Source organism: Actinosynnema sp. NPDC049800 (assembly GCF_040656635.1).
Taxonomy (GTDB): Bacteria; Actinomycetota; Actinomycetes; order Mycobacteriales; family Pseudonocardiaceae; genus Actinosynnema.
In genome coordinates this window covers 82210-96931 of record NZ_JBFAMT010000020.1, presented here as the reverse complement: position 1 = coordinate 96931, position 14722 = coordinate 82210, and the positions used below count along the sequence as shown (strand labels likewise).

7 protein-coding genes are annotated in these 14722 nt (G+C 69.8%); all 7 read right to left on the bottom strand.

The annotated features are described in order from the left end of the window. Nucleotides 1-25: 25 nt before the first annotated feature. Nucleotides 26-1003 (bottom strand): hypothetical protein, encoded by a 978-nt coding sequence (locus AB0I91_RS23405; RefSeq protein WP_499638758.1) that lies wholly within the window; start codon nucleotides 1001-1003, stop codon nucleotides 26-28. Between the two features lie 77 nt (nucleotides 1004-1080). Further along, nucleotides 1081-4821 (bottom strand): hypothetical protein, encoded by a 3741-nt coding sequence (locus AB0I91_RS23400; RefSeq protein ID WP_499638756.1) that lies wholly within the window; start codon nucleotides 4819-4821, stop codon nucleotides 1081-1083. Between the two features lie 10 nt (nucleotides 4822-4831). Then, nucleotides 4832-7036, bottom strand: a complete 2205-nt coding sequence (locus AB0I91_RS23395; protein ID WP_499638754.1) for a hypothetical protein — start codon at nucleotides 7034-7036, stop codon at nucleotides 4832-4834. After that, on the bottom strand, nucleotides 7033-11508 hold the full coding sequence (locus tag AB0I91_RS23390) for a DUF6603 domain-containing protein (RefSeq protein WP_499638752.1): 4476 nt from the start codon (nucleotides 11506-11508) through the stop codon (nucleotides 7033-7035). Before AB0I91_RS23390 ends, AB0I91_RS23395 begins: the two co-directional genes overlap by 4 nt. A gap of 15 nt (nucleotides 11509-11523) precedes the next feature. Further along, nucleotides 11524-13134: a hypothetical protein gene (locus AB0I91_RS23385; RefSeq protein ID WP_499638750.1), complete on the bottom strand. Its 1611-nt coding sequence runs from the start codon at nucleotides 13132-13134 to the stop codon at nucleotides 11524-11526. A 278-nt stretch (nucleotides 13135-13412) separates the two neighbouring features. Continuing rightward, the gene (locus AB0I91_RS23380; protein ID WP_499638748.1) at nucleotides 13413-14297 is read right to left on the bottom strand and encodes an IS3 family transposase; all 885 of its coding nucleotides are present in this window, start codon (nucleotides 14295-14297) and stop codon (nucleotides 13413-13415) included. After that, on the bottom strand, nucleotides 14294-14584 hold the full coding sequence (locus tag AB0I91_RS23375; protein WP_499638746.1) for a transposase: 291 nt from the start codon (nucleotides 14582-14584) through the stop codon (nucleotides 14294-14296). The genes AB0I91_RS23380 and AB0I91_RS23375 overlap by 4 nt, the downstream gene beginning before the upstream one ends. Nucleotides 14585-14722: the final 138 nt, after the last annotated feature.

The window sequence follows — 14722 nt, the reverse complement described above, 5'->3', positions numbered from 1 at the left end:
TTCGGCGCGGACTCCTCGTGGCCGGTCACGACGCCCGCCCCGAGTCACCGGCCACATCGCATTCGGGTGCGTCCACCTCGAACCCCAGCGGGAACCAGAAGGCCTCGTAGGTGCTCTTCCTGTCCGTGGTCGGGATCGTGAAGACGACTTCGGCTTTGCGCTGCACCGGGATGAGCACGTTGTCCACCCGGCCGTTGCCGGGCTTCAGCGAGAACGAGTACCGCTCATCGACGTAAGGAGGGTATACGAAAGTTGTCATCGAGGCCGCGCCGCTGCCGGCCTCCGCTCTCACCGTGGCGAGGATGAACCCGTCGCTCGGCATGGTGCATTTCCATTCCGAGTGGTAGCCGTCGTAAATCTTCGCCGGCTTGCCCAACATGGAGACCGTGCCGCGAACGGTCAGGGTGCCGGCGTGCACGTCACCCCGGTTCACCATGACCAGGGCCACGCCGCTCTCGTCGGCCGCCGTCAACTGGAACACCGTGTTCGCGGTGAGCTTCGGCACCTGGTAGCGGTAGGCGTCGCCATTCTTCGTGATCCACTTCTCGTCCAGCCGGACCGGGTCGCTCGCGTTGATCTTCAGGTGGTACCCCTTGGGGGGGAAGGAACCATCCCCCTCCCACACCAGGTCGACGTCCTTCTCGTAGTCGACGGCGGAGGACGATCCGCGGAAGTTCCTGATGTGCTTGTTGGCCTGGAGCCGGTGCGTCGCCGCGCTGCGAGTGGGGTCGCTGTCGCCGTCGAATGTGCCTTCGACGAGCGTGCCGAGCGAGACCGGAACGGAGCCGAGGCCCTGCAGCGGGCCGAGGACGACGGACACCCGGTCGCCCGGTGGGATGGTCGACGCGTCCGCCCCAGGCAGCGCGACGGTGGCACCCGAGTCCTGGGTGACGGTCCAGCCGTCGGTGTCCCCGTTCGTTCCAGGCGATCCGGTGATCTCGGCGGTCGGACAGGACAGGATGAGCTTCGTGCACGTGAAGGGGCGGTCGCCCTGGTTGGTCACGGTGACCCGCAGGGCGGGGGCGGTCGCCGGGTCGTAGATGGTCTCGGTCAGGGTGAGCAGTCGGGCGGACGGTGGGCTCATCGCTGGTCCTCCTGCGAGGTGATGGTGAGGAATCCGGAGCGGACTTCCGGCCTGCGGTGCGGGAGTCGGGCAGCGGGGTCGGCGGGCTCAATCGGGGTGGTGTGCCAATCCCGGCCGGTCCGCTCCCACCAGGTCCCCTTGTGCTCGCGGGCATCGAATTCGGTCGGCAAGGGCACGACGAGGTTGTCGGTGCTCGTCGTGCCGTGGCGGGTCGGCGCGAGCAGTGCGTCGACGGGCACCGCCGTGTGCAGCCGGGACAGCACAGCGTCGACGGCGCCGGGGGCCAGCCGCAGGCTCGTGGCGGGAACGATGTCCATGGCGGCGGTCACCTCGGACCACGGGTCCATCAGCAAGGTGACGTACCGCGAGGCCGACGGGTCTTCGGTGTGGACGGGACGTGCAGGTAGCGAGAGGACGTGGCCGTCGTCGAAGTGCGTGACGTAAGTATGTCCGGTGCCGTTGGGCTTGTGCACGAGGTGGAACGCGTCGTAAACGGTCTTGACGGGCTGTGCCGCGGCGGCGTGTGCGTAGTAGCCGATGAGCCCGTCCCGCAGGTCCTCGCCCTTGCCCAGCTGCACCGGCCAGCGCATCGTCCACAGTGGATGCCCGGTGTCGGGCGGCGGGCTGTGCAGGTACGTCCAGTTCGCGTCGTCCTGGGGCGCGGCGGGCAGGGGTGCGGTGTCGAGATCCAGGCTGAGGCGGAGCCGGACCAGCGCCAGCGGTCGTCCGACGAGCTGGGTGAGCCGGGCCTTGCGGTCGTCACCGACCGGTGTGATGAACATGAGCCCGGTCTCGACGGCATTGAGCAGTTCGTGCAGGCGTCGGGGTTTGTCCGGGTCGTTCGGGCCCCTGGTGGACGCGCCGCGGGCGATCGCGTCGGCGTTGCGGTCCACCAGTGCCCGTAGGAGGTCGGGCAGGTGCGGAGAGGTGTCGGCGAAGACATCCGCCGGTTCGACGTGCCGTGAACCGTGCAGTGGCCGCCAGCCGACCGCGCGTCGGGACGGGGTCCGCCCGGACGGGCCGATCACCCCGAGTTCGCCCAGGCCGCGGCCCTCCGCGTCGAAGACGACCAGCCTGCGGTGTTCGGAATCCGCGTTGGTCGGGGTTCCTCGCCCGGTCCGGCGCAGCATCAGCCAGCCGCAGACGGCGGTGTCGGTCACCATGTCCGGGTCGGTGTGCGGGTCGAGCGGACGGACTCCGCCGGTCCGGGCGGACAGCAGGTCGAGGCGCAGGCGAGCCGGCTGGTGCAGCCGCGGTGCCAGGTGCACGTAGCGGTAGGTGTTCTGGGGCAGGTGGCACTTGTTGTTCTTCGGGAGCTTCTCGTCGTTCCCGCAGTCGACGCTGTCCGCGCGCCGTGGCGGGAACTTCTCCGGTTCGGTCGTTCGCACCACGGTCACGGTCTGGCCGAAGCGGTCCACCACGACGACACGGGAGAAGGCGAACTGGGCCGTGCGCACGGCGCTCCACCCCTGCGGCGAGTGCGGATCGGGAACGGTCGACGGCGGCGCCGGCATCACGGGCCGACCTGCCGCGCTCTTCGGCGACGGGTCGTCGAACCCGGGGCGTCGACGCGCCGGCCAGGCGTTCACCCCGTCGAGTGGTTGGGAGAGCAGGTCCCACTGCCGGACCTGTTGGGCGAACAGGTGGAAAGCCGCGGACTCCGCGGCGGAGTAGGTGTCCCGGTGCGCGTCGGCTCGGCGGGACAGGGTGAACATGGGCACGGGCGCCAGCCCCGCGCGCCCGGCGGCGCTGCGCGACTCGGCCGCTGTGCCCTTGCCAGCGGTGGTGAAGCGGAACCGGCCGTTGCGGAACGTCCAGTGCTCGCCCTTGGTCCCGTCGGCGGCCATGCCGAACGGCAGAGGGTGAACGCCGACATCCCACATCAGGTAGAGCGGGGACCAGGGCTGCTCCCAGGCCGCCAGGACGGCGGGCAACCGTTTGTTGTCGCCGTCCGGCGTGAGCGCTTCGCGCAGGGGGACCTTCGACCGGCCGTGGACGTGGTGAGCGGCGGCGGCCTCCAACACGGAGAACTCGCCGAGCAGTCCCTTGATCACCAGCCACGGGATCTTCATGGCTTTGAGCTGCTGTTCGAGATCGCCGAAGTGCTTGGGTTGGAGGGGTGTCGACGGCGCCGTGAACGTCTTGCCGCCGATCTTGGCCGAGTCGATGACCTCCTTGGGTGTGCGGCACGGCAGCGTGCGGCCGGCGTCGGGAACGGATGTGGTCGGATCGGCTCCCGCGCCGCACAGCACGGACACCGGGTCCTGCGCCTCGTGGAACGGTCGTTCCGGCACCGCCTTCAAGGTGAACGGGCGACCATCCGAGTCCCGCAGCGGGAACCGCCGGATCAGGTTCCGGCGGACGCGCAGGTGCTCACGGGTGTCCGCTGCGGCCGACGCGGCCCGTGCGGCGAGGCTGTCCGGTTCTTGCGGGTCGAGCTGCTTGTTCGCCTTCTCGGCGAAGCCGTCGGGAGCGTGGACCACATCTCGTGCCCACCACAGGTCGTACAGGCGCCGGCGCAATCCGGCTTCGCGGGAGCGGGCCCGGTCCAACCGGCGCTGGGTGGTGTTGAGCTCACGGAGGGCGCTGAGCTGACGATCGCTGGGGCGCGGTTGTCCGGTGTCGGCGTCGCGCTCCTCCGCGATCAGCCGCCACGCGGTTCCGCCCGGGCTCGGGCGGAACCAGGTGGCGTGCACCGCGTCGTCCAACAGCGTGCTCGCGGCCGCACGGCCGGGCGCGGTGTCGAGCACGTCGAGGAAGCCGGTGTGGAAGGCGTTGAGCAGCGAGGTGAAGTCCCACGACGACTTCGTCCCCTTGACCGCGTCGAGCAGTGGGGTGAGGGCGTCGGCGGAGCTGCTGCCCATGGCGATGTTGACGGTGTTGGTCGGATTACGGGGTTCCCGCGGGGACAGGGGGGCTTGATCGGTCCGCCATTCGAGGGACAGCACGTGGCCGACATAGAGGGAACGCTTGGCGGCGAGAGTGTCCGTCGTCGTCCAGCCGAGCGCGTCCAGCCCCTCGGCGACCAGGTCGCTGGTGCGGGTGGTGGCGGGAGCGGCGTCGGTGAAGAAGGCCACCAGGTCGTTGATCTGCTCGGTGGAGACGGGGTCGTGCTCGGGCTTGGCGTGCCAGCCGATGACGAGGTAGCTCAGCCACCCCTTCGCCACCCCGGTCAGCGGGTCGTGCATGGACAACACGTCCGCGTTGTACGGTTGGTAGCTCGCGAAGGCGGGCAGACCGGGGCCGATCGCGGTCAGCGTGAAACCGGGATCGGTGGTGGCACCTGGCCACGGGGACTTTTGCAGGTCGTGCCGTCTGCCGATGGTGGCGGGTTCGCCCTTGTGCAGGTACGCCGAGGTTCCCGGTTTCGCCCGGGTGCCCAGGTGGTCGCTTTCCACGACCCAGCCCGCGTCGCAGGTGGGGGCTGTGGTGAGTTTGCCGGCGCGGTGGTAACGCACGACCACCCACCGGTTGGGGATCGGGGGGTGCACGAGGAGGTCGGGGTTGGTGGTGAGGTTCGCGCGGCCCCGGGTCAACGCGTCGGGGAGCTGCCAGTGCAGGTAGACGCCTGCTCCGATCTTGTCGGTGGCGACGCAGTCGAATGGATCGGGCTCCGGGTGCGTCCTCGTATCGCCGAAGTGCAACGTCCAGCGGCACAGCGTTTTGGTGTTGCGCGCGTTCGCCACGAAAGCCTCGACGTGGATCGGCGCGATCACCGCGTCGTTCTGATCTTTCATCGCCTGCTCCTCACACCGACTCGACGACGAGCTGTTGTGGGCTGTTGAGCAGCTGCAATCCCAGGATGGCGGGCGTGACCTCGATCCCCAGCTTGCTCTTGAGGCCGGCCACCAGCGTCGACGAGGTGGTGTCACCGTCGATGTCGAACACTTGCCCACGCGCGACGCTGGTGTCGCGCAGGTACTTGCCGAGTGCGGACAGCTTGTCGCCGTTGGACTTGCCGATGTTCGTGCCGGACGTGTGCCGCAGGGTCAGCTCGCCGGGTTTGGGCTGCTTCCCGGAGGTGTCGAGGGAGTCGATGCCGAACCGGAGTGCGTTGGGGGGTTCCCGGATCCACACCACCGTTGGGCGCTCGTACCACAGCACCAGGAGGATGTCCGGTGCCGGCCACCACATCGAACGCGCCACCTGCGAGCCGTCCGCGTGGGCCTCGACGACGAGTTCCGGCCAGTCCACGACCAGCCGTGACCGGATGAGCATGCCGCAGGCCGGGGTGTCCTCGACACCGGTGGACAGCACTTGTCGGATCATCCGCTGGTCGAGCGTCGTCGTGCTGCCGGGGCTGGCCGCGCCGGCCGTCAGCGCGGCCAGCCACGTCCGATCGACGGAGAAGAAGCGGATCGACTCCTCTGGGAGCATCGCCGGGTCCGGCACCAGGTAGTGGAACGGGGCCCGCCGCAGGAGGGCGACGGCGTCCAGGCCCGCTCGACGCAGTCGGGCGGCGTGGGCCGCCGCGACCGCGTCCACCGCACCCAGGCACCGGTCCGATCCCGCTTCGGCGAGCAGGCTGCTCGTCGTTCCCGCCGCGGAGGTCTCATCGGCCGCTTCCGGGTCCTGCCGCGGTGGCGGGGTGTTCCGCAGGTTTTTGAGGTTCTCCGTGACGGATTTGGCGAAGGCCGAGTCCTGGACGAGGGCCTGCACCGAGGCCGCGGCGGACCCGGAGGAGCCCGCCGACGGGTCGACGACGCCCAGCGCGTGGTGCAGGGCGCGTAGCCCGTCCTCGCTGAGCGTGGCCAACTGTGCGCGGAGCCCGGAGTCGCCCAGGGTCAACAACCGCCCCAGGGTGTGGGCGGACGCGTAGCCGAGGTCGAAGACACCCCAGTGCGACAGGTGGACGTGGGAGTCGGCCTCGGACGACACCGTGGCGTCCTCGTGTGGTTCCGGAGGTTTGACCGCGGTGAACGGCCCTCGATACCACGCGATGGTCCTGCTGCCGTCGGGTAGTCGGTGGCTGATCGGCACGTGGCCCCGGCGCAGGCGGTTCGCGGTTTCCTTGCGGGCGGTGGAGTCGCGGCCGTCCTTGGGTGGGTTGGCGGGTAGCCGGAGGGTCAAGTCGTCGCCCGAGTCGGCCAGGAGCTTGCGGATGGCGGTCCCGAAGTCCCCGGCGCCGTGGTCCCCGCAGTGGAAGGTCCAGCTGTGCAGCGCCAGGAAGCGCACCCACTTGGCATCCGGGTGGACGACCGCACCGCCGAGGAACGCGTGCTTGCCGTGCCCGTCCAGCGAGACCAGCACAGCCGTGTAGCGCCGGAGCGTCACCAGGGGGAGCCGGTTGGCCAACAGCACGCTGTAGTGGCCGGGCCGCCACTCGTCGGCGGCCCGGCGGGATCGGCGGACCGCCACGTCGCGGACGTGGGCGAGGTGCTTCAACTCCCGCCGCTTGGGCAGGACGGCCTTGACGGTGTCCATCGGCAGGTCCACCACCCGGCACCGGAGTGCCTTCTCGGCATCGGTCAACCGACCGAGCTCGGGCAGCAACAGCGTCGCACCCGCCTTTTCCGGGTCGACCAGGTCGCCCAGTGCTCCCGTTGTCGTCGTGTCGTCCCCGTGTTGGACGACTTCCGTGTCGGCCAGGACGAGCAGGGTCATCCACGGGGTGCCCTTGTCCGCGTCCTCGTTGCTCAGCGTGCGCTCGAAGGGCAGCGTCGACCCGCTCAACGTCACGTGCGCCAGGGTGGTGCGGTAATTGCCCGTGGTGTTCGCCGGCGGGAACACGGCGAACACCACGTCCGGGCCGAGCGAGAACCGCGGGGTGACCACGGTGACCTTGCGGGTCGTTCCCAGTTCCCGGTCGAGGCCGGCGCGGTTGCCGGTGGCCTCCGCCTTGAGGTGGTGGCTGACCTCGACCGTGTAGTCCCCACCGGGCAGTTCGGGGCGGTGCCGGGAGTGCAGGGTGATGTCCAGCGGTTCGTGGCCGGCGTCCTGTCGAGCGGTCACCGGGTGCCTCCCGTCACGATCAGGGGGTCTTCGGTCAGGTAGGTCCACACGCGGTCGGCGTAGTCGGTCACCGCCGCGGGCGGTGTCGGGCTCGGGGCGACGCCGTAGTCCAGGAGCGCCTGGTGCAGGGCGGCGCGGTCGGTCGCGGTGGAGCCCAGCGTGGCGGCGATGGTGTCCCGGGTGGCGGGAGTGAGCGGGCGTCGGGGCGCCGGGCCGTCCGCGGTCGTGCCGATCGGCAGCTTGCGCGCCGTGGGGACGTTCTTGACCTGAAGGTTCTCCTCGGGGATCCTCGCCAGCGTCTCCTCATGGACGGGCGCCGGAACGGTGACGTGCAACCCCAGCACCTGGTCGACCAGCAGCGGGTCGCTCGTCTTCGGCCGCTCGGTGGGCTTGTCCAGGCTCAGGCCCCACACGCTCGCCGCGACGTTCCCGGTGACCGGCTTGACCTGCCACGTCAGCACCGGACCGGTGGAGCGGGTGTCGGCCCTGCGGATGGTCATGCTGTGGGTCGCGGTGATGGGCGCGCTGCGCATCGGGCGCGCCGCGAACGGGCACCGTCCCGCCGGCAGGTCGACCGAGTCCGGTCGCGACTTCCCCGGGGTGGTGAGCTTCGCTTCGCTGATCGGGGTCGGAGCCTGGGAGACGAGCGCGAAGCCCGAGACGGACACCAGCCAAGGAGCGTCCGCCGGGGTGTCCGGCGCCTGTGGTCGGACGCCGTCGGCGGGCAGGAGTTCCACTCCCGCCTTGTTCAGCACGCGGGCGTGGAACTCGTCCCACTCCAGCCACTTGGGGGCGTCGGGCCTGGGCGCGCCGAACCGGGCGGTGATGGAGCCGCCCACGGGCAGGTGGAAGGTCGCCGTGCCGCCGGTGGGCGGCCCCCACAGCCGGACGTCGACACCGACCTCCACCCTCGGGTGGAACGCGACATTGAGCTTGGCGCCGGCCCGCACCCCCACCAGGACGTCGTAGGAGAAGGGCTCCCACTGGATCAGCGCGTTGAGCTCGGCGTGCAGCCAGGCGTGCGCGGCCTTGGCGTGGAAGTCGACGTCCAGTTTCCCGCCGAGCATGAACGCCGCAGGGGTGAGCGCGGCGTACCACTGGCCGGTGATGGTCAACGAGCCGGAGAGCCGCCAGTCCAGGCCGACCCTCGGGACCGCCGGGAAGTGCCTCGGTGGCCTGTAGTCCGGGTGGTAGCCGCCGACGGTGAGCACGAAGTCTCCGCGCAGCGGTGATGGCGGGACCCAGATGCAGAACGCGAACCCGCCGGTGAGGCGGCAGTCGGGGTGCAGCAGGAACGAATCGCGGGTGATCAGGCCCAGCACGGCGATCTCGCCGGTGGACGCCTGGTAGCTCGCGCGCACCTGCAGGACGACTCGTGCGTAGGGCTTGACGACACCGGCCTTGGGGAACGTGGCAGTGGCCAGCCCCAGCAGGTGCAGCGTGAAGTCCACCCCGACCTGGAGCAGCAGCAGCGCTCGGAGCTCGATGAACTCGAACAGCGACACCTGCACGCCCGCGGCCAGCCAGATCCGACCGGGTGCGGGACTGATGTGCGCGGTGATCGCCTCGATCACCTTGTGCGGCGGTTGCTTGACCGGGAAGCGATCGGGGTCGGTCAGCCCGGCGACGAGCGGGAACTCGGCGATCGACTCGACCGGTGGCACGACGACCGCGCTGTTGTAGCCCACTCCCGCGGTCAGGCCCTCCAGCAGAACCGGCGGTGCACCGACCTTGAGCCCGGACAGCTCACCGAACAGGAAGAACGAGACGGTGCCGTCGCTGCCGACCGCGTACGAGCCGACGACCGCCATCCCGATCTTCGGCGTGGAGAGCGAGAGCAGCCCGACCAGCACCAGGTCGTAGCCGGCGGGGGGCTGCTGCCGGGAGAGGGCGCCGCTGATGCGCAGCGGTCGGTTCGCGTAGTCGACCGCGAGCCCGTCCAAGGCGAACTCGACCTTGCTCGGATCACCCGGTGGGAACCCGATGCCCAGCCCCAGTGCGGAGACCGAGACACCGGCCAGCCGCAGCCCCCCGTCGACCATCAGCCACAACTTGCCGCCATGGATCCGCACGCCGATCCGATGCACCGACAGGGGGCCGACCCGCTTGTCAACGGTGTGCCACGCCGTCGGCGCCTGCGTTCGCACTGTTTCCAGCGACGTGCCACCGGCCGGGAGGACCGCTCGCGCACCCTGGCGCCCGGAGGTGGAGCAGTACCAGCGCGAGTCCTTACCGATCGTGACGCACACGCAGTGGCGAGAGGTGACGTCGTCGGGCACCGTCGGTGGGTGGGTGATCCCCGGCAGCGCCTTCAGCAGTTCGGTCGCCTTGGCCGCGTCCGTCCCGAACCGGGCGCCGGCCTGGACGAACCGGACCGCGCTGATCCGCACGTCCACCTCGGGCGGGATGTACGGGCCGACGACCGGCAGCGCGGACAGCCCGGCCGACAGGGAGGCGTCGACCACCAGGCACCACTTCTTCGTCCCGGGCAGCGCGACACCGAACACCCGGCCCTTGGTCGTGGTCGCGGCCCACGCCACACCCTCCCCCTTCTCGGCCACCAGCGCGGCACCGGTCACGCGCACATCCAGAAGACCGGACAGCCCGGGATCGGCGACACCGAGTGCTTCGACCAAGGCCCGCAGGGTCACGTTCCGGCCCTTCGGCGCGGTCCAGGACAGGCACAGCCTCCTGCCCTGGACGGCACCCTCGAACAGCAGGTCCCCGATGACCACCCGGCCGGCGTACTTGTCCTTGGTGACCTCGACCGCCGCCTGGAGGTGCACGCCGTCGACCTCCACGGAGGTCGAGCACGTGAGGACGTAGGAATCCTTGGTGAAGGACAGGGAGAAGGCGTCGACCGTGATGTCCGGGGCGGTGCCGGGCGGCTCGACGTTGAAGATCGTCTTGAGCTGCTGGACCAGGGTCTTCACCGACAGGGTGACGCCGGTCGACGTGGCGAACTCGAACGCCCACTGCCGGGAGGTGAAGTCGTACAGACCGGTGCCGTGGAGTTCGACCGCGCCGAGCCTCATCGTCGCGCCGATCGAGGCGCCGACCTTGCCCGCGAGTCGGGTCAGGTCCAGGACCAGATCCGTCAACTCGACCTTGACGCCGGTGCCGAACGGCTGCCACGCCGAGCGGAGGGCGGCGCGCAGGCGCAGGTCCTTGCCGATCCCGCCGATCAGCAGTCCGGTCGCGGTGAGGTCCGGCAGCGGGATGCCGTCGGCGAGCTGCTTGACCAGCTCGGTGAGATCCGCCGCGCAGTTCGGCGCCAGTTCGGCGGAGACGGTCCGGGACGGCATCTGCAGCCGCACGGTCAGGGCGCAGTTCTTGACGGCGGCCTTCCCGGTCACCTCCGCGGTGACCCGCTGCCCGGACGGCCGTGCCGGCAGGTAGGTGAAGGAGACCTCGAGGTCCTTCACCGCGAGCAGCCCGTCGAACAGTCGCAGGGCATCCGACGAGGTCCAGCCGACGGTCGCCCCGACGGCGAGGACCTCCCGCTTGCGCGGAGCGAGGGTGATGTCGAGGCGGCGCAATTGCGCGCCGGACAGGGCAGGGAGGCCTTTGACGTGCTCGGCCACCACGGGGTCCAGGAGCGCTCCGATCTCGGCGAGCGTAACAGCGGTCGTCCTTGCCGGGAGGCAGGGCAGGGTGAGCACCGACGGCGTGGAGGTGGTGCACCGGGCGCTGAAGGGCAGGGTCAGCGACCGGTTGTTCCCGACCTTCGCGGTGACCGTGCCGGCCACCTGCATCAGGTTGGTCACCCCGAGCAGGGCGTCGCCGTCGGCGAGCGCTCCGGCGACGAGGCTCAGCGCGCAGGAGACCTCGAACCTGTTCAGGATCGTCACCGGTTCGATGGTCCGCGCCGTCAGCGCGACGCCGAGCTGATCGCACGGCAGCGCGAGCGCGCCGCTCACGGAGTACGACGTTTTCGGAAGCAGCCAGGCGACGACGTCCCCGGTGGTCGTGCCCGGTGAGAGCGTGCCGGTGACACCCAGGCCCAGCACCGTGTTCTTCCTGATCCGGTCCGGGTGGGCCGGGAGGCCGAACCCCTTCGGGAAGTCGTCGGGCAGGCGGGGGTGGTTCGCCGAGTCCAGCGCCAGGGTCGCGGCGGTGAGCGCGTACCGCCGGAACACCCCGTGCTCGAGCTGCCCGAAGCAGTCGGACAACCGCAGTGAGTCGATCTTGTCCAGCTCCACGCGGAGGGTGACCCGCCCACCGTCGACGCGGAAGGTCGCCGTCACCCGCTTGTTCGTCAGCTTGGCGAGGACGGGCAGCGTCCCGGAGAGCACGATCCCGGTCGCGTCGTCGCCGACCTCCCCGGCGCCGGTGAGGGTGAGTTCGTCCTTGCCCCACGCGGCGGTGAACAGCGCGGTGAGATCGGCGGCGGCCAGGGTGGCACCCGATATCGAGAACGGCGTCCGCTTCAAGCCGGCGCGGACCTTCCGCTTGAGTTCGTCGACGTCCATGCGCGATCGGTCCGTTCAGGCCACGTCGAACTGGAGGACGACGGGGAGGTGGTCGCTGAGGAGCCGCGCGCCGATCAGCTTCCCCTTCGGGGGCAGGCTCCGGTACGGGATGTACAGGCCGCGGGCGTCGGTGTGGAGGATGTCCTCGGTTCGTAGCTTGAGCTGGGCCACGGCGGCGGCGGTGAGGTCCAGTTGTTCCGGCGCGTCGCGCCTGGCGGTTCCGGACCGCACCACGTTGTCCGGGACGGGGACGACGCGCCCCGCGTCCCCGTCTGCCGCCAACGCGGCGTTGTGCAGCATCCGGCCGCCGTAGAAGAAGTTGTCGAAGCAGTGGCTCGTCCAGCCCGTGGTGCCGGAAAACTGCTTGGGATAATGGAGGATCGTGCCCTTGGTGGTGATCGCCGCGCGCAGTTGTTGCTTGATCACCCACGCCTTGTCCGGCCGGGTCAGCGGCGGCGTCGGCGGGTAGGGCTTGCTCGGGTACGGCGGACCCGCGGGCGTCCCGGCCGCGGAGGGCGAGCGCGACCCGCCCTTGGCCCTCGTCGGGGTAAGCCAGTGGTACTGGTACTTCCTGCGGGCCTCGTCGCCGGACTCGTCGTTCTTGAGGAAATCGAGGTTGTAGTCGCCGGTGAAGCAGATCTCGTGGACCGGGACCGGTTCCTGATCGGCGCCAGTGGTGATCATGATGTGCCGACTCTCGCCCTGCTGGTTCGGGCCGGGAAGGGGCGGGCTGAACATCTGGGCGATGTGGAGCTGGGTGGACGCCAGCAGTTGGTGGTTGGCGAGCTGGTTGCGGACGGCGTCGCTGCGCACGGCCCCGTAGTGGCAGACGACGAACGGGAAGAGGTGTTTGCGCGTTGCGTCGCCGCCGCGCAGCATGAACATCATCAACGCAGGCAACCGGAAGCCGACGCCGGCGGCGAACTCCCGCCCGGGGAAGACCACGTCGCGCGTCCTGGACCTGGCGAACGTCTCGACCACCGGGAAGGTCGGGGGTGCCGTGGTCGCTCCTGCCGCGGCCCTGGTCCAGTCGAACGAGGGCCACACCTCGAACGTCTGCGCGGTCAGGTCCGCCACCGGGGCGACCTCCGTGCCCACCGTGCCTGAGGAAGACGGGGCTACCGGACGCACGGCGTCGAGGTCGCGGACGAACGCACAGTACCGCTCCGTGCCGGTCGGGTGTGACAGGAACGGGGTGCGCCAGCAACCCTTCAGCGCCAGCTTACCCTTGACCTCGCGGAAGGCTACCTCGGCGTCGTGCAACTCCTGTGCCAGGGTGTTCATGACGTTCACGGCGTCGCGCAGGCGGACCTCCAGCACCAGCAGGATGTCGATGTCCTGCGCCACCACAGTCCGTGCGATGGCACTTGCCAAACCCGGGACCGCGACCTTGTTGACGCTCAACGATTGGATGTTCCAGGTCATGACACGATAAGTGGGCATGATCGCCTTAGCTCCCGACTCCCCTGTTCTGCAGTGTCGCCAAAGCGTCGACCGATTTCCAGGTCGAGACCCGGTTGTCGTTCCGACGGGTGACCTCGAACCATCCGGCCGGGTAGGTCCGCCGCTGAACGTGTGGATCATCTCTTCAATGCCCCTGCGCCCGCCGCGTGCCGCCAAATCCATCGAAAGTGTCCGAACCAGCCTTGGCGAGTGATGATGTCACCGCATGTAACCGCATCGTGAAGCGGAATGACCCGATGCGCACGTCGTGCAACGTCGGCTACCTCCGGGCGAAAGCACCTGTGCCCCTCTTGATCGAAACCGGCATGCGGTCAGGCGAGAACAGTCCTCAACCAGGAATTCCTGCTCGTCGGTTGACTGATCGCTGCGGAGAGGGTGGCGTGGCTCATGGAGCACAACGACGCAGAATGAGGTTGTCCCCGAGGACCGGACACCGGATTTCATGCCACGAGGGCGAGACCTTGACGATAGCCGACACGGGTTTCGTGCGGGGTTCGGTAGTTGAGTGTCGAATGTAGACGGTCGTGGTTGTAGTAGCCGAGGTAGGCGAAGACGTCGCGTCGGGCGTCGTCGCGGGTGTACCAGACGGTGGTGCCGATCTCGGTCTTGAGGGTGGCGAAGAACGACTCGGCGACGGCGTTGTCGAAGCAGGACCCGGTCCGCCCCACCGACGGCCGGATGCCGTGACCTGCGAGCGCGGAGCGGAACAGTCCGGAGGTGTATTGAGTCCCGCGGTCGGCGTGGAAGATCGCGTCGTCGCTGGTCAGGCTGCGTCGGACGGCGAGGTTGAGGGCGTCGCGGACGAGGTCGGCGCGCATGTGGTCGGCCATGGCATGTCCGATGACCTCCCGGTTGTGCAGGTCGATGACCGTGGCCAGGTAGAGCCAGCCCTCCCGGGTGGGCAGGTAGGTGATGTCGCCGACCAGCCGCCGACCAGGCGCCGGGGCGGTGAAGTCGCGGCCGATCAGGTCCGGCACCGGTGCCGCCACGACATCGGGCCTGGTCAGGGATCTGCGTCGTCTGCGGGTGAGGCCGACGACCCCGCGCTCGCGCATGACCCGGCCGACCCGTTTGTGGTTCACACGGCGTCCGCGGCGGCGCAGCGTGGCGACGATCCGCGGACGCCCGTACGCGCCCCGGTGGCGGGCGTGGACCTCGGCGATCCCGGCGGCCAGGCGCTCGTCGTCCGCGGCCCGCTCCGCCCGGTTCGGGGTGGCGGCGAGCCATTCGTAGAAGCCGGGGCGCCGCACGCCCAGGACCCTGCACAGCCGGGTGACGCCGAAGACGGCGCGGTGTTCGGAGATGAACCGGTAGCTGCGGGTCAACGACCCATCTCCTTGGCAAAATACGCGGCGGCTTTGCGCAGGATCTCCTTCTCCAGTTCGAGCTCCGCCACGCGCTTGCGCAGCGCCCGCAGCTCCCCCTGGTCCACCGCGGGCGCCGCGTCGACCCGTCCGGCCTGCGCCTGTTCGGCGGTGCGAACCCAGTTGCGCAGGGTCTCGTGGTTGACGCCCAGCTCGCGGGCGACCTGCCGCAACGGCCGGTCCGAGGAGCGGGCCAACTCGACGGCGTCTTTGCGGAACTGCTCGGGATACTTCGACTTGCCTGACACGGGGAGCATCCTTCCCCAGACCGCTGTCTGGGATCAGGGTGTCCGGTTCACGGGGACAACCTCAACCCGAGGAGCGACCGATCGTTGGCTGACCACGACACCGCCTGCCCCAACCGCATCGCCGTCATCGGCTGGGCC

What these genes read in the sequence shown, in the direction of transcription:
- AB0I91_RS23400 (WP_499638756.1), bottom strand. Translation starts at nt 4,821, where the DNA reads ATGAAAGATCAGAACGACGCGGTGATCGCGCCGATCCACGTCGAGGCT.
- AB0I91_RS23390 (WP_499638752.1), bottom strand. Translation starts at nt 11,508, where the DNA reads ATGGACGTCGACGAACTCAAGCGGAAGGTCCGCGCCGGCTTGAAGCGG.
- AB0I91_RS23385 (WP_499638750.1), bottom strand. Translation starts at nt 13,134, where the DNA reads ATGGATTTGGCGGCACGCGGCGGGCGCAGGGGCATTGAAGAGATGATC.